Annotated in this window: 17 protein-coding genes; 14 read left to right on the forward strand and 3 right to left on the reverse strand. The window is 44.9% G+C overall.

Annotated elements, in window-relative coordinates; translation table 11 throughout:
- Positions 1-165: 165 nt before the first annotated feature.
- The 3 genes from RA156_RS01575 to RA156_RS01585 all read left to right on the forward strand — a co-directional run bounded on the left by RA156_RS01575 (position 166) and on the right by RA156_RS01585 (position 3,188).
- Complete coding sequence (locus tag RA156_RS01575) at positions 166-1,695, forward strand: GH3 auxin-responsive promoter family protein (protein WP_491572827.1); 1,530 nt, start codon at positions 166-168, stop codon at positions 1,693-1,695.
- Complete coding sequence (locus RA156_RS01580) at positions 1,695-2,447, forward strand: hypothetical protein (protein WP_306642235.1); 753 nt, start codon at positions 1,695-1,697, stop codon at positions 2,445-2,447. The genes RA156_RS01575 and RA156_RS01580 overlap by 1 nt, the downstream gene beginning before the upstream one ends.
- A gap of 120 nt (positions 2,448-2,567) precedes the next feature.
- Positions 2,568-3,188 (forward strand): deoxynucleoside kinase, encoded by a 621-nt coding sequence (locus RA156_RS01585; protein WP_306642237.1) that lies wholly within the window; start codon positions 2,568-2,570, stop codon positions 3,186-3,188.
- Positions 3,189-3,260: 72 nt separating this feature from the next.
- Here the strand turns inward: RA156_RS01585 and RA156_RS01590 are convergent, their stop codons facing one another.
- From RA156_RS01590 to RA156_RS01600, 3 genes are all read right to left on the reverse strand, one after another.
- A complete protein-coding gene (locus RA156_RS01590) occupies positions 3,261-4,079 on the reverse strand; it encodes a YceI family protein (protein WP_306642239.1) in 819 nt (272 codons plus the stop codon).
- 64 nt (positions 4,080-4,143) lie between these two features.
- Positions 4,144-6,417 carry a sodium-translocating pyrophosphatase gene (locus RA156_RS01595; RefSeq protein ID WP_306642241.1) on the reverse strand — a complete coding sequence of 758 codons (2,274 nt, stop codon included), beginning with the start codon at positions 6,415-6,417 and terminating at the stop codon, positions 4,144-4,146.
- 99 nt (positions 6,418-6,516) lie between these two features.
- Entirely contained in the window at positions 6,517-7,500 is a 984-nt protein-coding gene (locus tag RA156_RS01600) for a pyruvate dehydrogenase complex E1 component subunit beta (protein WP_306642242.1), read from the reverse strand.
- A 199-nt stretch (positions 7,501-7,699) separates the two neighbouring features.
- On the opposite strand from RA156_RS01600, the gene RA156_RS01605 reads away from it, so the two are divergent.
- The 11 genes from RA156_RS01605 (at position 7,700) to RA156_RS01655 (ending at position 22,026) form a co-directional block, all read left to right on the forward strand.
- Positions 7,700-8,440 (forward strand): electron transfer flavoprotein subunit beta/FixA family protein, encoded by a 741-nt coding sequence (locus RA156_RS01605; protein ID WP_306642243.1) that lies wholly within the window; start codon positions 7,700-7,702, stop codon positions 8,438-8,440.
- An 18-nt stretch (positions 8,441-8,458) separates the two neighbouring features.
- Positions 8,459-9,415, forward strand: coding sequence for an electron transfer flavoprotein subunit alpha/FixB family protein (locus RA156_RS01610; RefSeq protein ID WP_306642244.1), 957 nt, complete (start codon positions 8,459-8,461; stop codon positions 9,413-9,415).
- 66 nt (positions 9,416-9,481) lie between these two features.
- Positions 9,482-10,081 (forward strand): bifunctional nuclease family protein, encoded by a 600-nt coding sequence (locus RA156_RS01615; protein WP_306642245.1) that lies wholly within the window; start codon positions 9,482-9,484, stop codon positions 10,079-10,081.
- Positions 10,082-10,132: 51 nt separating this feature from the next.
- Entirely contained in the window at positions 10,133-13,414 is a 3,282-nt protein-coding gene (locus RA156_RS01620) for a tetratricopeptide repeat protein (RefSeq protein WP_306642247.1), read from the forward strand.
- On the forward strand, positions 13,381-15,336 hold the full coding sequence (locus RA156_RS01625; protein ID WP_306642249.1) for a transglutaminase-like domain-containing protein: 1,956 nt from the start codon (positions 13,381-13,383) through the stop codon (positions 15,334-15,336). The genes RA156_RS01620 and RA156_RS01625 overlap by 34 nt, the downstream gene beginning before the upstream one ends.
- A gap of 9 nt (positions 15,337-15,345) precedes the next feature.
- On the forward strand, positions 15,346-17,322 hold the full coding sequence (locus RA156_RS01630) for a DUF3857 domain-containing protein (protein WP_306642250.1): 1,977 nt from the start codon (positions 15,346-15,348) through the stop codon (positions 17,320-17,322).
- Between the two features lie 58 nt (positions 17,323-17,380).
- The gene (locus RA156_RS01635; protein ID WP_306642252.1) at positions 17,381-18,694 is read left to right on the forward strand and encodes a NupC/NupG family nucleoside CNT transporter; all 1,314 of its coding nucleotides are present in this window, start codon (positions 17,381-17,383) and stop codon (positions 18,692-18,694) included.
- A gap of 12 nt (positions 18,695-18,706) precedes the next feature.
- On the forward strand, positions 18,707-19,210 hold the full coding sequence (gene purE, locus RA156_RS01640) for a 5-(carboxyamino)imidazole ribonucleotide mutase (RefSeq protein ID WP_306642254.1): 504 nt from the start codon (positions 18,707-18,709) through the stop codon (positions 19,208-19,210).
- Positions 19,211-19,297: 87 nt separating this feature from the next.
- A complete protein-coding gene (locus tag RA156_RS01645) occupies positions 19,298-20,191 on the forward strand; it encodes a flavin reductase family protein (protein WP_306642256.1) in 894 nt (297 codons plus the stop codon).
- A 33-nt stretch (positions 20,192-20,224) separates the two neighbouring features.
- Positions 20,225-20,617 (forward strand): DUF3127 domain-containing protein, encoded by a 393-nt coding sequence (locus RA156_RS01650; protein ID WP_306642257.1) that lies wholly within the window; start codon positions 20,225-20,227, stop codon positions 20,615-20,617.
- Between the two features lie 14 nt (positions 20,618-20,631).
- Positions 20,632-22,026, forward strand: a complete 1,395-nt coding sequence (locus tag RA156_RS01655; RefSeq protein WP_306642259.1) for a TIGR00366 family protein — start codon at positions 20,632-20,634, stop codon at positions 22,024-22,026.
- The last annotated feature ends 44 nt before the right edge of the window (positions 22,027-22,070 follow it).

The following is a 22,070-nucleotide window of genomic DNA, read 5'->3' on the forward strand; positions in this document are numbered from 1 at the left end:
CTAATTCATCTGAAATACATTCCACATTAGTACTCTTCCTTTGGGAGGGTAACTATGAAAATTCGGAGGGCCTTCGCGCCCTCCTTTGCCTTTTTATATATCTAGCTTTCTCGTCCATAAGGCCAAAGGTTTTCCTATCTTCACGTTCTATCACAGAACCTACCTATGCCACTGAATAGCGTCTTTTCCTGGGTCATGAAGAAAAGGATGCACCAGATCGAGCTTTTCACAAAGTATCCGATTGAGGTGCAGCAGGAGTGGTTTGAGCGTTTGCTTGAAGAGGGTAGAGATACCGCCTTCGGTAAAGACCACGATTTCGATCAAGTGAAAACTGTGGATGATTTCAGAAAGGCCGTTCCCATTCGGAACTACGATGAACTCAGGCCTTATATTGATCGTGTGCGCGATGGTGAAGATGCGGTGCTTTGGCCTTCAAAAGTCAAGTGGTTTGCCAAGTCTTCAGGAACCACCAGTGATAAGAGTAAGTACATTCCTGTGACGAAAGAGGCCTTGGAAGCCTGTCACTACAAAGGTGGTAAAGACCTGTTGGCAATGTATGTCAATAGCCAACCAAACTCTCGAGTATATGCAGGGAAGACCCTGGTTATGGGCGGGAGTAGCAAAGTGCATCCACTTAGTGAAGACTGCTACACAGGTGACCTCTCAGCAATCATTATTAAAAATCTTCCAGGATGGGTAGAGCTCAAGCGTGTGCCGAACAAGGAAATCGCGCTGATGGATGATTGGGAGAAGAAGATTGAGGCCATGGCCCAATCCACGATGGATGAAGACGTGAGTATGATCGTTGGTGTACCGTCATGGACATTGGTCTTGCTCAAACGAATTATGGAAATCAAAGGCGCTTCGAACATACTTGAGGTATGGCCGAATCTTGAGCTCTTTATGCATGGTGGCGTGAGTTTCAAGCCCTATGCGAAACAGTTCGAAGAAATCATTCCAAATCCTGGGATGAACTACTTTGAATCATATAATGCCTCTGAAGGATTCTTTGGGATTCAAGATCGCAATCGTGCAGATGACATGCTCTTGATGCTTGACTATGGAATCTTCTACGAGTTCTTGCCGATGGAAGAGGTTGGCAAAGACGATCCTCAAACAGTGTTGTTGCAGGATGTCGAAGTAGATAAGAATTACGCTTTGGTAATTTCTACCAATGCGGGGTTGTGGCGCTACTTGGTCGGAGATACCGTTCGATTTACGTCAACGGATCCTCATCGAATTCAAGTGACGGGAAGAACGAAGCTCTTCATTAATGCGTTTGGTGAGGAGTTAATCATTGACAATGCAGAGGAAGCGGTAAGCAGAGCTTGTAGAGCAACTGGTGCTGTTGTGCGTGAGTATATGGCGGCTCCTGTGTTTATGACCAATGAAGAAACAGGGGCTCATGAATGGTTCTTTGAGTTTGAAGTAGAGCCTCGCAAGCTTGAGCACTTTGTTGAGCACCTTGATACTGCGTTGAAAGAAGTCAACACTGATTATGCTGCCAAGCGTTCATTTGATCTTACCCTGCGGAAACCTCAAGTACGAAGAATACCTGATGGCACGTTCTATGCATGGTTAAAGTCAAAAGGGAAGATCGGTGGGCAGCATAAAGTACCACGCTTGAACAATGACCGCAAGTTCATTGAAGAGGTGGAACGACTCGCCGGAGAATTCTCTGAATTCGAGGTGTAATGGTATTCAACGTATTCCTTCATGCGTTTTTCGCGATTGTATTTGGGTCATTTACTGTTGAAGCAGATGACGTCATCGTGGATGACCTTGGTTTCATCTATGCCGTTCAAGGGCAAGATTTAATCAAATGGAATGAAAAAGGAGAGCAGCTCTTTGTGTTCTCTCGTTTAGATCTCGGCATGCCTGAGCAAATTGATGTGAGTGACCCCTTGCGTCCGCTATTGCTCTATCCTGAAACAGGCACTTTGGTAGTACTTGACAACACGCTTTCAGAACAACGAACTGTGCGTCTTTGGGATTCGGATTTGGGTCTGCCGCAATGGGTCGCTAGTGGCGTGAACGAAGAGATTTGGGTCTATGATGCCCTCAACAAAGAAATCTTTAGAACTGACGAACGTCTGGACCGACAGGTCTCCACAGGCTATCTTCCGAATATCACAGGGCGAGATGTTGAGTTCATTGGAATGGTTGAACGTCATGAGCGACTGTTGATTGGTGATGCCGGCTATGGCTTTTGGGTCTTTGATCGTTTTGGAACCTTGGTTCGACGAATTCCTATTCAAGGGTTGGTTGATTTCCGGGCTCACGCCGAAGGGGTCTTCATTCGAACCGAAGAACAGATTATGTGGCTCAGGTACAACGGTGTGGAACCAAAGGTCTACGAAGGACTGAATCCGGCTTCTACGATTGATGTGACGGGTAGTAGGGTTTATAACCTAGAAAATGGCGTCTTAGAGATCTCCTCTTTTTAAGACTCGAGTTCATTATTCAGTTGTTTTTCAGCATGATAAAAAGATATCCACCGTTGGTGTATTCACTCCTTTTTGGGCAGTTGTTTTTTGTACTTTAGTCGCTCCCTAAATGAATTCTATATGCACCTAGCTATCGCCGGAAACATTGGTTCTGGAAAAACGACACTTACGACGCTACTAGCAAAACATTATAAGTACCAACCTCACTTTGAGAACGTTGATGATAACCCTTATCTCAATGATTTCTACAAAGACATGCAGCGTTGGTCGTTCAATCTTCAAGTATTCTTCTTGAACTCACGATTCAGCCAGGTGGTTGAATTAAAGAAGTCAGGTAAGAGCATCATTCAAGACCGCACGATCTATGAAGATGCGTACATCTTCGCGCCGAACCTCCACGCCATGGGGTTGATGACTACACGCGATTTTGAGAACTACTTGGCGTTGTTCGAGCTGATGCAGGAATTCTTGACTCCACCAGATTTGATGATCTACTTGCAAGCGAGTGTTCCAACATTGGTGGCCAATATTCAGAAACGTGGTCGTGAGTATGAAGAGGCGATTCGTCTTGATTATCTCACGCGTTTGAATGAGCGTTACGAGGCTTGGATTAGTACCTATTCTAAAGGCAAGCTTTTAGTAATTGATATTGATGATAACCGATTCCACGAAGACTCTGAAGATTTAGGGAAGATTATCCGCTCTATTGATGGAGAGCTTCACGGACTTTTTGATGAGTAATAGAAAACACGCTACATAGAAAAAGCCTGATCAATTTGATCAGGCTTTTTTATTGCTTTTCTGAGACGTCTATTACATAGCTCCCTTCAAAGAGAACTTGATGATAACGTCATCTTTGATCATGTTGTCTCCTAGGTCGTCGAAGAACTTTCCAGAACCATAGCGTACGTCGAAATCAGTACGGTCGAAGATCATTGATCCACTTACTACACATCCTGTTTCTCCGTTCTTAGAGATGATTACGTTCGATACAACTGGGTTTGACTTTCCTTTGATTGTAAGGTCACCGGTTACATCAGTCTTACCTTCCATCTGCTCTGCAGACGTGAATACGTAAGTGGCTTCTGGGTTGTTTGCAACACTAAAGAAGTCATCTGACATCAAGTGTCCAATTAGCTTTCCTTTAGACTCTTCGTCTTCAAGGTCAGTGTTCGTGATACCAGTCATGTCCATCACCATCTTACAGTTAGTGATTACTCCGTTCTCTACTGTTACAAGGCCAGATTTCATAGGAATCGTTCCTGTGTGCGTAGCTCCAGTGATTTTACCACCAGTCCACATTACTTTAGAATCTTCCGCAGAGAACATGTATGTTCCATCTGCGGGAACAGCAATCTTCATTTCGTCAGAATCTACTACGTTCACTTTGTCAGGATCTGAACCCGTGATAGCTGCTGCTTGGCACTTCTTAAATTCAGTTTCGAAGGCTTCTGCTTTACGCGCTTCAGCGCACTTAGCGATCATTGCTTCGTCTTTGTTCTTGTAGTGGTCTACACACTCACAAGCTGTTGGCATGGCATCGTTTGTGTCTGCCGTTTGTTCTCCACCGCCGTTCGAACAAGCTACTGCGAACATTGCGATGGCAAGGAATGAAAGGATCTGTGATTTCATATTGTTAAGGGTTTGAAAGAAGTACAACATAAAAGGCCCGGACTTGTTGCCGGGCCTTCTAATGTTATTTGATGTCGTTTGCTTCGTATTGGTAAGCTTCAAGGTCTCCAGCTTGTTCTTCGTGCTGGATCTCTTTGCCATTCGTCTCTCCAGTTTCGCCGTGGTCACCCGTAGTGTGACCTCCCAAGATCGGAGCGATAACCAAACCAACAAGACAAGTCAATTTGATGAGGATGTTCATCGAAGGACCAGAAGTATCTTTAAATGGATCTCCGACTGTATCTCCAGTTACTGCTGCTTTGTGAGCGTCAGATCCTTTGTAAGTCATTTCACCGTCGATCTCAACACCTGCTTCGAATGACTTCTTAGCGTTATCCCAAGCACCACCAGCGTTGTTCTGGAAGATTGCCCAAAGAACACCAGACACAGCAACACCTGCCATGTAACCACCAAGCATCTCAGCAGCTTCTTGTCCAGTGTATCCTACTAGCATTGGAATGAATCCGATAACCAATGGGAAGATGATTGTCATTGCTCCAGGTAGCATCATTTCGCGAAGTGATGCCTGTGTAGAGATCTCAACACACTTGTCGTACTCAGGCTCTGCTTTGTACTCCATGATTCCAGGGATCTCCTTGAATTGACGACGAACCTCTTTTACCATTTCCATGGCTGCTTTACCTACAGAGTTCATTGCGAGTGCAGAGAATACTACAGGTACCATTCCACCTACGAATAGCATCGCAAGTACAGGTGCCTTGAAGATGTTGATTCCGTCGATTCCTGTGAAGGTTACGAATGCTGCAAAAAGAGCAAGTGCAGTCAAAGCTGCAGATGCGATTGCGAATCCTTTTCCAATCGCTGCAGTTGTGTTACCCACAGAGTCAAGGATGTCAGTACGCTCACGTACTTCTTCAGGAAGTTCGCTCATTTCAGCAATACCTCCTGCGTTATCCGCGATTGGTCCGAAAGCATCAATGGCAAGCTGCATAGCTGTAGTTGCCATCATCGCTGAGGCAGCGATCGCTACACCGTAGAATCCTGCGAATGCGTAAGCTGCCCAGATAGCACCGGCGAAAAGAAGGATAGGAGCGAATGTCGAGATCATTCCTGTTCCCAGTCCGGCGATGATATTAGTAGCAGCACCGGTAGATGACTTCTGTACGATGTCGAGAACTGGCTTCTTGCCAAGACCTGTGTAGTATTCTGTGAAGTAAGAGATCAACGCTCCTACTACCAATCCAACAAGAACAGATCCGAAGACCATGTTGCTTGATACAGACTTCATTCCTTCACCGAAGAACTTCATGTCCATGGTTGGAGGAAGCATTTGATTGATCAGTACGTAAGACCCAACAGCTGTTAGGATGATTGAAGTCCAGTTACCCATGTTCAATGCGCGCTGTACTTCTGGTTCTTTTGCGTTGTTGTCTTTCACGCGGATCAAGAAAGTTCCAGCGATTGAGAACAAGATTCCAACTCCGGCAATCATCAATGGAAGTAGGATAGGCCCCATTCCGATTGACTCACCTGTTGAAGTAAGGTGTTCGTTGATGATGTAGTTACCAAGAACCATAGAGGCTAGTACTGTTGCTACATAAGAACCGAAAAGGTCAGCCCCCATACCTGCAACGTCACCTACGTTATCACCTACGTTATCTGCAATCGTTGCAGGGTTACGTGGATCATCTTCCGGAATTCCTGCTTCTACTTTACCTACAAGGTCAGCACCAACGTCAGCTGCTTTCGTGTAGATACCACCACCTACACGTGCAAATAGTGCGATTGACTCAGCACCAAGTGAGAAACCAGCAAGTGCTTCAAGTACAACCGTCATTTCATTGTAGAAGTTACCGTCTTCTGTAATGAACCAACCCACGAGAAGAGCGAACAAAGCGCTCAATCCGAAAACGGCCAATCCGGCTACTCCAAGACCCATTACCGTTCCACCACGGAAAGAAACTTTCAGTGCTTCAGGAAGAGAAGTACGTGCAGCTTGTGTTGTACGTACGTTAGAGTCAGTTGCGATACGCATACCGATGTTACCAGCTACTGCTGAGAACACAGCTCCAATAACGAAGGCAACAACGATGAACCAGTGTGTGGTTTCAACCATTGAAGAGATCACTCCGAGGAGGATACCCGCGATTACCACGAAGATGGCAAGGATGCGGTATTCAGCGTTCAAGAAAGCCATTGCTCCTTCTTTCACGTATGAAGCGAGCTTGGTCATTTTCTCTGTTCCTGTGTCTTGTTTTACTACCCAAGAGCGTAGGATAATCATGTAGATCAATCCTACAAGTCCTAGTGCAGGAACGATGTAGAGTATGTTTTCCATTTGGAATTGATTTAAGGTCTTCTTTTTGCGGGCGCAAAAATAGACCATTCCCTGAGGTTGCGCAAGCGACCTAGATCAGAGGTTATTAATAGGTAAGGTTTATTGTTCTACGTAGAGTAGCTCCTTCGCAGTGCGAACCACGTCACCAACGTTTGGTAGCGCTTCTTCAATAAGGGTAGGAGCAAATGCAAACGGCGTGTCTGATTGGGTCAAACGACGGATCGGTGCATCTAGGTAATCAAACGCATGACGTTGAACTCGGTATGAGATTTCCGTAGAGATGCTTGCCACAGGGAAGCTTTCTTCTACGATAATCAAACGGTTCGTCTTCTTCACTGACTTTACGATGGTATCGATGTCGAGTGGGCGAATAGTGCGTAGATCTACGATTTCAGCGCTGATTCCGTCTTTCGCAAGTTCTTCAGCTGCAGCGTGAACCGTCTTCATGATTTTCCCGAAAGAAACGATGGTTACATCTGTTCCTTCGCGAGGTACGTCAGCTACACCTATTGGAATAAGGTATTCTCCTTCTGGAACCATCCCTTTGTCCCCGTACATCTTCTCACTCTCCATCACCAAGACAGGATCGTTATCACGAATCGCTGACTTGAGGAGCCCTTTCATATCACGAGGGTTCGAAGGTGTTACCACTTTCAACCCAGGGATGTGAGCGTACATGTTTTCGAATGACTGCGAGTGTGTTGCCGCCAACTGACCTGCTTGTGCGTTTGGTCCGCGGAATACAATCGGAATATTGAATTGTCCACCAGACATTTGGAGGATCTTAGCTGCACAGTTGATGATTTGGTCTGCCGAAAGGATGGCAAAGTTCCAAGTCATGAATTCAACGATCGGACGGAGGCCGTTCATAGCTGCACCTACACCGATACCAGTGAATCCAAGTTCGGCGATTGGAGTGTCGATGACACGGTCTGGTCCGAACTCGTCAAGCATTCCCTTACTTGCTTTATAAGCACCGTTGTACTCAGCGACTTCCTCGCCCATTAGAAATACGTTCTCGTCTCGACGCATTTCTTCGCTCATTGCTTCGGCTACTGCCTCTCTGAACTGAATTTCTCTCATGATATTCAATTATGGACGGCAAAATTAGGAATTATTGAGGTTCCTTCTACAGGAGGTGTAAGATTCACACACATTCATTCCGCGCTAGCGAAAAAAAGAGCATAATTGTATGCGTACATATAAAATTCTGTAGTAAATTGCAGAGTCAAAACAGGAGGTTAATTGCTAGATTTGCAGACCTGTAAAATTCAAGGAATCAATGAATATTCTAGTATGCATTAGTAAGGCACCGGATACAACATCTAAGATTGCCTTTACTGACGGAAATACAAAGTTTGACGAGAACGGTGTTCAGTTCATCGTCAACCCATACGATGAGTGGTATGCACTCGTTCGTGGAATTGAACTCAAAGAAGCAAACGGAGGATCTGTAACTACAATTACTGTAGGTGGAGCAGATGCTGATCCAATCATTCGTAAGGCATTGGCCATTGGAGCTGATAAAGCCGTGCGTATTGATGCTGCGGAGGGTGATCCGGGAAGCGTTGCGGCGCAGATCGCAGCATACGCAAAAGATCAAGGCTTCGATATGATCTTGACTGGTAAAGAAACAATCAATTACAACGGAGGTGTTGTTGGTGGAATGATCGCCGAGCACTTAGATCTGCCTTACATCTCATTGGCAACAAAACTCGATATGAACGGTGGAGTTGCAGAGATCTCTCGCGAAGTTCAAGGTGGAGTAGAGGTTGTTGAAGTAGACGGACCGTTTGTGTTGAGCGCTGCAAAAGGAATGGCTGAACAGCGTATTCCAAACATGCGCGGTATCATGGCAGCACGTACAAAGCCTCTCGAGGTAGTGCCTGCAGCTGATGTTGCTTCAAACACTGCGATTAGTACTTATGCCCTTCCAGAAGAGAAAGGAGATTGTACTTACGTTGACGCTGACAATCCAGCGGAACTAGTTCGTCTTTTGAACGAAGAAGCCAAAGTACTTTAACCCTCTAACAAGAAAGAAATGTCAATTCTAGTATATAGCGAACTAAAAGATGGAAAGGCAACTAAATCAGGTTTAGAGGCTGTTTCTTACGCAAAGAAAGCATCTGCTGTTCTTGGTGGAGATGTTACTGTAATTACTTCTGGAGCTATCGAAGGTGATGGTGGAATGGGAGCATACGGTGCAGATAAAATCTTGAACGCATCTGAAGCAACAAGCGATAGTCAGCAGTTGACTCGTCTGGTTGCAGCAGCAGCTGAGAGCACAGGAGCTGACACCATCATTATTAATCACGATGCCACAGGGAAGCTTGTAGCACCGCGTGTAGCTGTGAAATTGAATGCAGGTATCGTAGCTGGAGCAATCGATGTTCCTTCAAACGAAGGTGGCTTCAAGGTGAAAAAAGGCGTTTTCTCCGGAAAGGCCATTGCTGAAGTAACCGTAACAAGTGCGAAGCGCGTTGTTTCCATTACTCCGAATTCATTTGGTCTTCACGAAGCTGCTGGTGCAGGTGTGGTTGAGTCATTCTCAGCTGATCTTGGTGGTGCTAAAGTGAAAGTGAAAGAATTCAAGCCTACTTCTACGGATGGATCTATTCCGCTTCCAGAAGCTGATCTTGTGGTTTCTGCAGGACGAGGTTTGAAAGGACCAGAGAACTGGGGAATGATTGAAGAACTAGCGAAAGAGTTGGGAGCAGCAACTGCTTGTTCACGTCCAGTATCTGATATCGGATGGCGTCCTCACCACGAGCACGTAGGTCAAACAGGAATCGCTATTCGTCCAACACTTTACATTGCTGTAGGTATCTCTGGAGCAATCCAACACCTTGCAGGAGTGAATGCGAGTAAAGTGATTGTTGTGATCAACAAAGATCCGGAAGCACCATTCTTTAAGGCAGCTGACTACGGAATTGTAGGAGATGCATTTGAGGTGGTACCGAAGTTGCTTGAGGCTGTAAAGTCATTCAAGAACAACTAAGACATCAACGAAAAATTCATATTTTCGCCATAACTAGGGAAGCCTCAGTGCTTCCCTTTTATATATATGGAAAAGATCAAGCTTGACATAGCAGACATTGCCCCAAGTGGCTCTACGAGCGGGGCGTATGCGCTGGTTTTGACAGAAGAAAGTGGAGCACGTCGTTTACCGATTGTGATTGGAGGGCATGAAGCTCAGGCCATTGCCATTGAGTTAGAAAATATGACTCCAAGTCGTCCGCTGACGCATGACCTCTTCAAGAGTTTCGCACACAGTTTTGGAGTGACCGTTGAAGAAGTGATCATCTATAATCTCATCGAAGGAATTTTCTTCGCCAAAGTAATTGCTGTTCTTGACGGACGACGCGCAGAGATTGATTCTCGCACTTCAGATGCGGTGGCAATTGCAGTGCGCTTCAAGTGTCCGATTTACTGCTACGATTTCATCTTAGACAGTGCCGGTGTGAATGCTGAAGAAATCGAAGAGAGTTACCAAATCGAAGAAGAGCCAAGTGAAGGTGCTGCACCTGAAGCTCCTGTGGAAAGTGCCGGGTCGATGACGATTCAGGAACTTGAAGCAGAGTTAGCGAACGCTATTGATCGTGAAGATTACGAGCGTGCGAGTATTCTTCGTGACGAAATCGAAAAAAGAAAGCGCGAAGGTTAGTGTAATTTCTAGAAGTTCTTGCGTACTTTTCTGGTAACTTAATTACCGAAAATGCGACATAAGCTAGTCATCTTTGCCTTGCTACTATTCTGTAGCCCTCTACTTAATGCCCAAAATTCCTGTCAACCGTCTCGAGAATTGATTTCCGAAGGAATCGAACTCTATGACAACGGAAATTACCTTGATGCATTAAACAAGTTTAAACAAGTACACCCTTCTGATACAGCAGCCAATACGGCGATTTACGAGCAAGGACTGTCGTTGCTTGCACTTGAACGATATGAAGAGTCTCTTGACCTATTCAAGTCTTTAATTACGCCAGACTATGATAGTCGAGACCAGGCCTTAATTAACCTGGCTACGGCTTATGATGGATTGGATCAAAAGGATAGTGCATTGCATTACTATGATATTGCAATCAGCGATTTCCCGTACAACTATAATGCATACTTCAACCGAGCAATCACCTTAATGTCAATGGAAAGGGGTGATGAGGCAGTAGCAGACCTGAAGATGGCGATTTCGATGAATCCAAATCATTCGAGCTCTCATTACTACCTAGGTCTACTTGCTGCCACTGAAGGGAAGCTCACTCAGGCTCTGATGTCTTGGTCGATTTTCCTTTTTCTTGAACCAGACACTCAGCGATCGAATAGTGTGATTCAGTTAATGGATCAGATGGCCGGTGGGACTTGGGATGTGGAACCAGAAGGTGTGACCCTTTCCGCCAAAGGCGAGGATAATTTTAAGGAGCTGGATCTGATTATTGACCAACGTGTAGCTTTAGATAAGAAGTATAAGTTCCCTTACAAGAAGATTGATATCGATGTAACTCGACAAGTGTACTTGCTATTTAAAGAAGTGAAGTACGATAAAGGAGACAAAGGATTTTGGATGCAAACTTATGTTCCGATCATGGAAATGATCCGAAACCAGAATAAGATTGAAGATGCGCTATACACTCAGATGGTTACAGTAGGGCGTTTCGAATCAACGGTCAAAAAGAAATTCCCGGCAATTCGATCATTCGTTGAATGGTACTATAAAGAGTTTACAACTTCATTAACAAGAAGAGTTTTTCCAACCACTGACGGTGACAAAGAGGTTGATGTAGTTTACTACAACAGCGGGCTCGTATATGGTGCAGTAACCTTAAAGAATGGAATACTGGTTGGAGATGCAGAGTTCTATACGACTTCTGGTGGCCTTATGTCAAAAGGGTCCTATGATTCTAGTGGAAACCAAACAGGCCTCTGGAAATTCTACAATACAAGTGGTACAATTTCCCGCGAAGTAAACCTCAAGGACGGTTCGTGGCATGGAAAGTTTATTTCATACAATCCGAACGGTACCTACGGGGTCATTGGGAATATGGATATGGATGCGCTCGATGGATTGGTGATCTACTACTCAGAAAATGGTGCTAAAACCGCTGAAGTATCCTTTGAACAAGGGAAACAAAATGGGCCCTTAACAACCTATTATTACTCGGGAGGCAAGAAAATGGAAGCCATCTTAGTGGATGGAGCGAAGAACGGAGAAGTGACTAGATTCTATCCAGACGGTCAAATCTCCGAGAAAGGAGAATGGAAAGATGATTTCTTCAATGGTAAGGTAATCGCATATTTTCCTGATGGATCGGTCATGTCTGAAGGAAGTTACATTGAAGGAGAATTGGATGGAGAATATGTATCGTACCATCCCAATGGAGAAGTACATACTAAAGCCAAGTACTCGGAAGGAGTTTTGATTGGGAAGTCGGAAACCTTTTACATGAATGGCTCCATTGCCAGCAGAACAATCAACGACGAAGAAAAGAACCTTACTGGAACCTACTATGAGTTTGATTTTGATGGAAATGAGGTGTCCACGAACGAGTTCAAGAAGGACGAAGTGGTAGCATACACTGAAAAGGACCAGGCAGGGAATATCTTAGCTGAAGGGAAAAAGAAAGGAGGGAAATTCCTCTTTGAAGGTTACCGAGGAGACGGAATAAAGACCTCTGAGGGTTACTATAAACCGGGGGATGAAGGAAAAACCGGCACATGGAAATTCTATAATGAGAATGGAATACTCTCTTCAGAGATTGACTATGATGATAACGCTGTAGATGGAAGATATGTGACCTACTTCATGGATGGAACGAAGAGCTATGAAGCTACTTACGTTAACGATGAGCCTGACGGCGAAGTGAAATGGTACCATCGAAATGGCAATCTGAAACGTGTTGGTTCATATTCTAATGGAATTGAATGCGGTGCTTGGTACGAGTATTATCCTGATGGAAAAACAGTTGAAGGTGAATACTACTATTCAGATGGTGTCATTCGAGGATGGAAGAAAACCTACGATGCCAATGGTGTCTTGAGCTCTATGAGACATGTTGATGGCGACGCTCTTTTAGGGATTAAGTATTTCGACTCCGAAGGAAAAGAGTATTTCAGCTTCAAAACGGAAGAAGGAGAATATTCAATTACCGTTCCATGGCCAAACGGAGAGAAACAAGCGGAATTGCATTACACTAATTTCCTTCTCAACGGCACACAAACTTGGTACTATCCCGATGGCCAAATATCAGCACAAGGAGAATATCTCAACGGCGATGTTCATGGGCCTTGGAAAAAGTACCATTTCAATGGACAATTAAGTCAGGAAGGTACTTACGTGCTCGGAGATAGAACCGGAGTTTGGAAGAACTATCATAGTAATGGAAAGGTCTCTGACAAGGATATATACCTCAATGGTGTTCAAATAGATCGTACGGTTTCATATTATGACAACGGAAAGAAGTCTACGGATATCGAGCTTTTCGAAGGAGAATACCACGGAGTAGCTAAATATTACGCCTATGATGGAACCCTTCAAATGGTACGTAAATATTACAATGGTAACTTCTATGCAGTAGGATCAGCTGATGCAAATGGAAACGGAACAGATTTTGTCGATGTAGAAAATGAAACAGGAGATTTCGAAACGAAATTTGCTAATGGTAAAACTTCACGTGTGTATGCGGTGAATCAGGGATTGTTCCAAGGGCCATACATCAAGTATTTTCCGAATGGTCAGCTTCAAGAAGAACAAGTTTACCTAGATGACGAACGCGACGGTCAATTCAAGAAGTACTACCCGAGTGGAAAACTCAAGTACGCTTGTGATTACACGAAAGGGGTCCGCGATGGTAAGGAAGTTTGGTACTACGAAAACGGAAAGCTAAAGCGCGAGCGAACTTGGCAAAACGACGAAATCAGTGGTGAAGAAGTGTATTATGATTCCAAAGGGAATCCGGAACAAACAGTGATTTGGAGAGCAACAATAATAATCGACATACAGTAACAAGAGCTATTTGGCTTGTTGCATGCCTTGTTATAGGGGCGGGCACATTTGCCCAAGAAACTGATCAGGATCGAATCGCAAAGAAGTACCCTGATGAGCCGCTTGTATGCATAGAAGAAAGCCGTGAATTTCACGTAGAGATTGACGATGGTGAAATAACCATCCACGAGAAGGTTTACGAGTATTATCAATGCATGAATGAAGGTGCCTCTGTTTATGCAGACGAAAGCATCGGGTACAGTGGTTTTAGTAAGATTGAAGACCTCAAGGCCTGGAGCGAAGTGCCTACCGGCAAGCCTGGAAAGTTCAAACGGATTCCTGTTAAGGAATTCAGTGAACGAGACGAGTTCAGTCCTGGAATATTCAGCGACGATATCCGAACTATTTCATTTCGTTACTCAGGTCTTGTTGAAGGGGCTAAGTATGGAATGAGCTATACACGTATTCATCAACTCGATCAAACGACAGGTAGATTCTATTTCATTTCTCCTTGGCCAATTGAAAAGGCGACGTACAAAGTGGTCATTGACCCAGAGGTGAAATTGAAGTGGAAATTCTTCAATGAAATTGAAGGAATTGATTTCACAGAAACAGAGGAACGAGGGAAGACTATCTACCATTGGGTTAAGAATGATGTTGAGAGCTTTGATATCGAAGATGATGCTCCAACTGTATCATCATGGGCCCCACATATACTTGTATACGTTGAGTCTTACACTGTGGATGGACAAGAGATTCCGGTGCTGAGGAATGCCGATGACTTGTTCACTTGGTACAATGAGTTTCTCCAAGGGGTGGAATACGATAACTGTGTAGATGTAGCGAGTGTCGTTGATTCGATTACTAACCCATCCCAGAGTGAAGAAGAAAAAGTGCGTACCATTTTCCGTTGGGTTCAAGACAACATTAAGTATGTGGCCTTCGAATCGGGAATGGGAGGATTCATTCCAAGGGATCCGAATTCAGTCTACCTGAAGAGGTTTGGTGATTGTAAAGACATGGCATCACTTATCCACAGTATGTGCAAGCATGCTGATATCCCAACCTATCTCACATGGATAGGTACGGATGAAATTCCATATTCATTTGAGGAATTGCCTACTCCTTCATCCGTGAACCATATGATCTTGGCCTACGGAGACCTAGATAATATCAAGTGGCTCGATGCAACAGACCCCAATGTCGAGTTCGGAGTCCCAACTAGTTTCATCCAAGGCCAAGAAGCGATGTTGAAGATTAACGAAGATCGGTATGAGATCCTCACTGTGAAAGAAATGCCAGCAGACTATAACGTGGTTCAGGAAAGAACAAGACTGACATTGGAAGATGATGTGTTAGTAGGGAAAGGCGATATCAATTTCTCTGGCTACTATAGACAAAATGTGACCAGAATCGTAGACTCGATGGATGGAGATGAAGATCTCATAGAGAAATTCGTCGATGACTACACACAAAAAGGTAATAACAAGTTCGACCTAAGGTCATTCGATATCGCTATCCCAGAGGTGCATGAAGGTGACGCTGTCATCTCGTATGAATTTGGAATTCCGTCGTACTTGGTACACTCAGAGAATGAGGTCTACGTCAACCTTAATTTAGATAAACCATACGCTGACTTTAAATTGGAAGAGGACCGTGAGCTACCTAGAGAATTCCGATACCAGTGTTCAATTAATTCGACCTATGAGCTGGAGATTCCTGAGGGATATGAATTAAAATTTGTGCCTGATGCTGCCTCGTTTGCACACGAAGACTTTCAGTTTTCGTTTGAATATGTTCTTGAGGATAATCAACTGACTTTGATTCAGGATATCAACGTTGCAACTAAACTACTAGAGAAAGAAGATTTTGAAGAATGGAACAAGATGATCAAAGCCATGAAGAAGTTCTACAGGCAGAGTATCGTTCTTGAACAACAATAATTTTACCGAATGAAAACTATCTATAACTACCTTCTTATCAGCCTTCTAACCATCACAGGTAGCGTTAGCGCCTTGGCTCAATTCGATTATGAAGACTACGATTGGAAAGAAGAAGCCGTGTTGACGGATATGCCGGAAGGCGTAGAAAACGAAGGGGCATTTTTCACCAAGTATCATTCATTTCGAGAGTTATTGCTCACAGAAAAGGGGTATCCAATTGAGCGGTATACAGTGCACTATATCCGTAAAGTGGTAACTGAAGAGGCCATTGAGAATGAGAATAAGATCTACTACCTGTCTAATGAGTCTGAAAATGTAGTAACGCAAAAAGCACGTGTCATTAGACCCGATGGAGAAGTGAGATTAATAGGAACCGATGAGTTAGTTACTGCAGAAAATGAAGAAACAGGTCAAACACAACGCTATTTTGCGCTCGAAGGGCTTGAGCCAGGAAGTGATGTCGAATACATTCTTCAAGTATTGCGCTTTCCTTCTCAAAATGGTGTGATCATCTATTTCCAAGGGAGTGAGCCAAAGTTTGATTATAACTTCGAATTGATTTATCCTCAGGGTCTTGGGTATACATGGAAGACACTCAATACAGATCAAGAGGCAAAAGTGGATACCTCTGAATTCACGGCAAAAATGCAATTCAAGTTTGATGAAATTCCGGCATTGGAACCTGAGAGTAATGCGGCTTATGACCCTTACCGTCAAGGTGTAGTGTACAAAATGATGTACAACGAATACATCGGGACGAGAGATCTCGTGAGCTTCCGTAACGTGTCTAAGTTTATGTACGAAGCCTATATGGGTGAACGAGATAAGAAGGACCTGAAAGCCGTTGCCAAACTATTGAAGAAAACTGAAGTAGATGAGGCCGAATCCGAAGAAGACAAAATTCATCGTCTTGATCGTTGGATAAAACAAAACATACAGATCGTCAACGCGGATGTTGAAGAGCTCTCCGATGTGCAACGTGTTTGTGTGAACTTCGTCGCTAATGAAACCGGAATAACAAGCTTATACGCTACAGCTTTTGCGCTACTGGAGATTCCATTTGAAATGATGGTGACCTCAAATCGTTTCGATGTCACTTTCGATGAGGATTTCGAGAATTACAGCTACTTAAATGAGGTCTATTTTTACTTTGACCAACACGAAAAGTACCTCGACCCTGTGGATATGGAGTCTTATTTAGGAATGATCAACAGCGCAGCAACCGGTGGTAAGGCACTTTTTGTGAAAGAACTCGAGGCTGGAGGTATCAAAACTGGGATGAGCGAGGTTCGTGAAGTGCCTTTGATGGACATGGAGGAAACCATGGATGTCATGAATATTGAAATGAGTATTGATCTGGATAACGAAACCGTTGAATTGACTTATGAGAAGTCATCAAGCGGTTACTATGCTGCGAACTACCAGCCGTATATGCCACTGGTGAACGATGAAACTAAAGAAGAGATCCGTGAGATCATGGTCAATTGGATCAGTGAAGACATCGACATTAAGCGCAATGAGGTAGATAATATTGAGATGTACGACTTTGGTCAGGTCCCGTTGAAACAATCGTTTGACGTTTCATGTGAGGAGTTTTTGGCCAGTGCCGGTGATAAACTGTTGTGCAAAATTGGTCTGGTGATCGGGCCTCAAGCAGAAATGTATTCTGAAGAAGAACGTAAGCTTCCAGTGGATGGGGGCTACAAGCATGCTTATGATCGAGAGATTGTTTTCAATATTCCTGACGGATTCACAGTAGAAAACATGGATGACCTTAAGATGGATGTTCGTTACGGCGAGAAGGAAGGTGGAATTGGCTTCGTTTCTGACTACGTCTATGACGAATCTGCTGGAACGATCACGGTTTCCATTGAGGAATATTATGACAAAGTATTCTTCGAGGTTGCTGAATATGAAGAGTACAGTGCAGTCATCAATGCCGCTGCGGATTTCAACAAGATTGTGCTTGTTTTACGCGAGTCATGAGTCAGGGCGTAATCTAAATCAGTTGAGTTCTGTACCTTGCCGCTGAGAACCTTTACCTATGCGTGCAATACTCGGAATCATTGTATTAGTTGGACTTGCTTGGCTGCTGAGTTCGAATAGAAAGGCCATTAACTGGCGTACTGTTGGAGGAGCATTTGCGCTGCAATTTCTTTTGGCAGTTCTTATTCTAAAGACCCCTGGTGTAGATCAGGTTTTTGATTGGATTGCGCGCGCCTTTGTAAAGGTTATTTCATTCACCGACTTCGGTTCTGATTTCTTGCTCAAAAGCTGGATGCTAGGAGAGGTTGAAGCTCCCAATGCTGTTGAAGTGCCTAGCGGCGGAAAAGTGGGGGCAGGCTTTTACAACTTTGCTTTTCGTATTCTCCCAACCATTGTCTTTTTCAGTGCACTATCCGCATTGATGTATTATCTCGGAATCCTTCAAAAGGTTGTTTATGCCTTTGCATGGATTATGAAGCGCACTTTGAAGCTGAGCGGTGCAGAAAGTCTTTCAGCCGCAGGGAATGTATTCCTAGGTCAGACAGAGTCGCCACTGTTAATTCGACCGTTCTTGAAGTCGATGACGAAGTCGGAAATCATGAGCATGATGACCGGGGGGATGGCAACCATTGCTGGGGGTGTACTAGCGTCATATGTCGGCTTCCTCGGGGGTGATGATGAAGTGCAGAAAATCCTATTCGCAAAGCACTTGCTTGCGGCTTCTATTATGTCAGCACCAGCGGCAATAGCAGCAGCGAAGATTTTGGTGCCAGAGACGGAGAAGATTGATGACCGCATGGAGATTGCCAAAGACAACATGGGTACAAATGTGCTCGAAGCGTTGACAAATGGTACTTCGGAAGGACTAAAATTGGCTGTGAATGTGGGAGCTATGCTTTTGGTGTTCACCGCACTCATTTACTTCGGAAACTATATTCTCTTTAAGGTTGCTGACCCTATTGGATTGAACGCTTGGATTGCGGAGAATACCGCTTATGATAAGTTGTCGTTCGAAATGATGCTAGGGTATCTCGGAGCTCCGATTGCCTGGCTCATTGGTGTTTCATCTGATGATGCACTGCTCGTAGGGCAGCTATTAGGAGAGAAGACGATTCTGAATGAGTTCTATGCTTACGCAACCCTTGGTGGCATGAAGGCGGATGGCCTATTCACCGATCAAAAATCGATTGTGATTGCGACCTATGTCCTATGCGGTTTTGCGAACTTTGCATCGATCGGAATTCAAATTGGAGGAATTGGTTCGCTGGTTCCTAGTCGAAAAGGATTGCTTTCAAAATTGGGTATGCGCGCCTTAATAGGTGGTACGCTCGCTTGTTTGTTTACTGCCGCTATCGCGGGAATGCTAGTTTAATACTTAGAATACATGGCCAAAGTTGGTATCATCATGGGGAGTAAGTCTGATCTCCCAGTTATGAACGAAGCATGTGAAGTGCTGAAGGAACTTGAGGTAGGGTTTGAGATCACTGTAGTGTCTGCTCACCGAACTCCAGATCGCATGTATGAATATGCAAGGACCGCTGCTGACCGCGGTTTGAAAGTGATCATCGCGGGAGCTGGTGGTGCGGCGCACCTTCCAGGGATGACCGCTTCTTTGACACCTCTACCCGTTATCGGCGTGCCGGTGAAGTCTCGCAACTCTATTGATGGGTGGGACTCGGTTCTTTCCATCCTACAAATGCCTGGAGGAGTGCCAGTGGCAACTGTTGCACTTGATGGTGCGAAGAATGCAGGGATCTTGGCAGCACAAATCGTTGCAGCAGGTGATGACGCTTTATTAGAGCGGATTGGAGCTTACAAAGAAGCCTTGAAGTCGAAGGTGATTGATTCAATTCCAGAAGTAGAAAGCAAGAGCTGGAAACAATCGTAAATCTTTCGTCAACAGATATAAAAGAACATCGACGGATGAGGTCATTTCATGACGCATCTCGTACCTTTGGCTGAATTTCTTGACCCCATGAAAAGTATTGATCCAACATCAATTTCCGCAGGTGAATTGCACGGCTATTTGCTGAGTGGAGTAGCTCCTCGTCCGATTGCATTTGCGAGTACAATGGATGAAGAGGGACGACCAAATTTGGCTCCTTTCAGTTACTTCAATGTCTTTTCGGCGAATCCACCGGTATTGATCTTTTCTCCGGCGCGTCGTGGTAGAGATAACACGACCAAGCACACCTATGAGAATGTGAAGAAGGTACCTGAGGTAGTTGTCAATATGGTGAGCTACGATATCGTACAACAGATGTCGCTTGCTTCCACTGACTACGCTGAGGGGGTCGATGAATTTGTGAAATCTGGATTGACACCCGTTGCTTCTGATACGGTGAAGCCATTCCGCGTTAGCGAAAGTCCAGTGCAATTTGAGTGCAAGGTGATGGAAGTAAAGGAGCTTGGCGCAAACGGTGGTGCGGGGAACTTGGTGATTTGTGAAATCACACGCATTCACGTGAGTGACGATATCCTAGATGAAAACGGGAAAATTGATCCGAAGAAATTGGACCTTGTTGGACGTTGTGGTGGGAACTATTATACGCGATCAGCAAAGGCATTGTTCGAAGTAGCAAAACCGATTGCGCGCATGGGTATGGGGGTTGACCAGATTCCAGAAGACATACGCTTGAGCAAAGTGTTGACCGGAAATCACCTCGGGCAACTCGGAAATGTGGAAGAGCTGCCGAATGAAACCGATGTAAACGAACATAAATTAGTTGAGCTTGCTGATCTCTTCATGGAATTTGAAGATGATGCTGCGACGCTTGAACAACGACTTCATCAACTGGCTGCCGAGCAATTGGATGCTGGGGATGTAGATGCAGCGTGGATGACACTGCTGTCTTTTAATAATGGATAACTTAACTCTCCCTTTGGGATAAATACGATCATCATGTCATACGAACTACGAGGAAAACTCACCAAGATATTTGATACACAGACCTTCAATTCGGGCTTTACAAAGCGTGAATTTGTGGTGACTACTGAAGAGCAGTACCCACAAGACATCAAGTTTGAGCTGATCAAAGACAAGACGTCAATGATTGAGCAGTACAATGTTGGAGATGTGTTGAACGTGAAGTTCGATATCCGTGGAAGTGAATGGAACGGGAAGTACTTCGTGAATCTGAATGCTTGGCGTGTTGATCCTGCTGCTGCCGGAGCTGGAGCTGCTGCTCCTCAAGAAGCTGCTGCATCAGGGCAATCAACACCTCCACCTCCAGCGGCACCTGCGCCAACAGATATTGACCTAGGTAGCGCTGAGGAAGACGATCTTCCATTCTGATCTGAACTGCGCTGATGTCGCAATTCGCAGACAAATTCATTAAAGTTTTTCGGAGCTTCTTGCCAGCACCGTTCACCATTGCCTTGGTGTTAACTGTGCTGGCTTTTTTTGTTGCGGTATTTTCTACCGGTAGTGAAATGGCCTTTGGCGAGCGAAGCCTATGGTTATTGGATAAATGGGAGACGGGACTCTGGAATCCAGGTCTACTGGTCTTTGCGTTTCAAATGATGCTGATGCTCGTCCTTGGGCATGTCTTGGCATTATCGCCTGCGGCGGAAAAGGTGATTGCCTTATTGAGCACACGCATTAGTTCTTCGACGTCGCGCGCCGCCTTCTTTGTGTGCTTTGCTACGATGTTAGTAGGCTTCTTCAATTGGGGCTTCGGACTCATCTTTGGAGCTATCCTGGCTCGGAAAGTAGGGGAGCAAGCTTCACGAAAGGGCATCGATTTTAATTATCCATTGATCGGGGCTGCAGGTTATGCGGCTTTGATGGTGTGGCACGGAGGACTCTCCGGCTCATCTTTGATCAAGGTAGCAGAAGAAGGGCATCTCGCTAGTTTGATGGGAGGTATCCTTCCCGAAGATCAACTAGCTCTCTTACCGAGTTCTGTGGAACCGGCTGTGACCATGTTTTCAGGCATGAATCTTACGGCGAGTTTATTGCTCTTGACTATTGTTCCAGCCACGCTGTGGTTTGTAGCCAAGCGCAGCAAAGGAGCCAAGGTTAGAATTGATACGGGTGAGTCGCTGATGGAACAAGATGAAGAGGTCACAGGAGCTGAGCGTCTCGATGTAATGAAATGGCCGGCGATTTTTTTCGGAGCGGTGTTTCTGTTCATGGCGATATGGAAAGCTGCCAATCATCCTGACCTACTTTCATTCTCCTGGATTAATCCAAACTGGATCAACCTGACGCTATTCGGCGCTAGCCTTATTGCCCACGGAACGATACGTCGATTTCTAACCGCAACCAATGCAGCCATTGGAGGTGCTTCAGGGATTCTGATTCAGTTTCCACTTTACTTCGGAATCATGGGACTCATCACGGGATCAGGTTTGATCACCGACTTCTCGAATTTGATTGTGGCGAATAGTTCTGAATTAACCTATCCAATCTTCACTTTCATATCTGCAGGAATTGTCAATGTCTTTGTTCCCTCGGGAGGTGGACAGTGGGCCGTGCAAGGAGCGATCATTGTGCAGAGCTCAATGGAATTGGGTATTCCGTTAGCGAAGGGGATTATGGCCTTGGCTTATGGTGATCAGATCACCAATATGCTTCAGCCCTTCTGGGCCTTGCCGCTACTTGGAATTACTGGGTTGAAGGCGAAAGATATCCTTCCTTACACCTTGCTGATGATGGGAGTAGGAGCATTGATATTCATCGGGGTACTGCTGATCTTCTAAAAGACAAGAAGCGGCTTCCGCCGCTCCTTATAGTGTAGACATGA

The organism is Sanyastnella coralliicola (assembly GCF_030845195.1).
In the GTDB taxonomy this organism is placed as follows: domain Bacteria; phylum Bacteroidota; class Bacteroidia; order Flavobacteriales_D; family Sanyastnellaceae; genus Sanyastnella; species Sanyastnella coralliicola.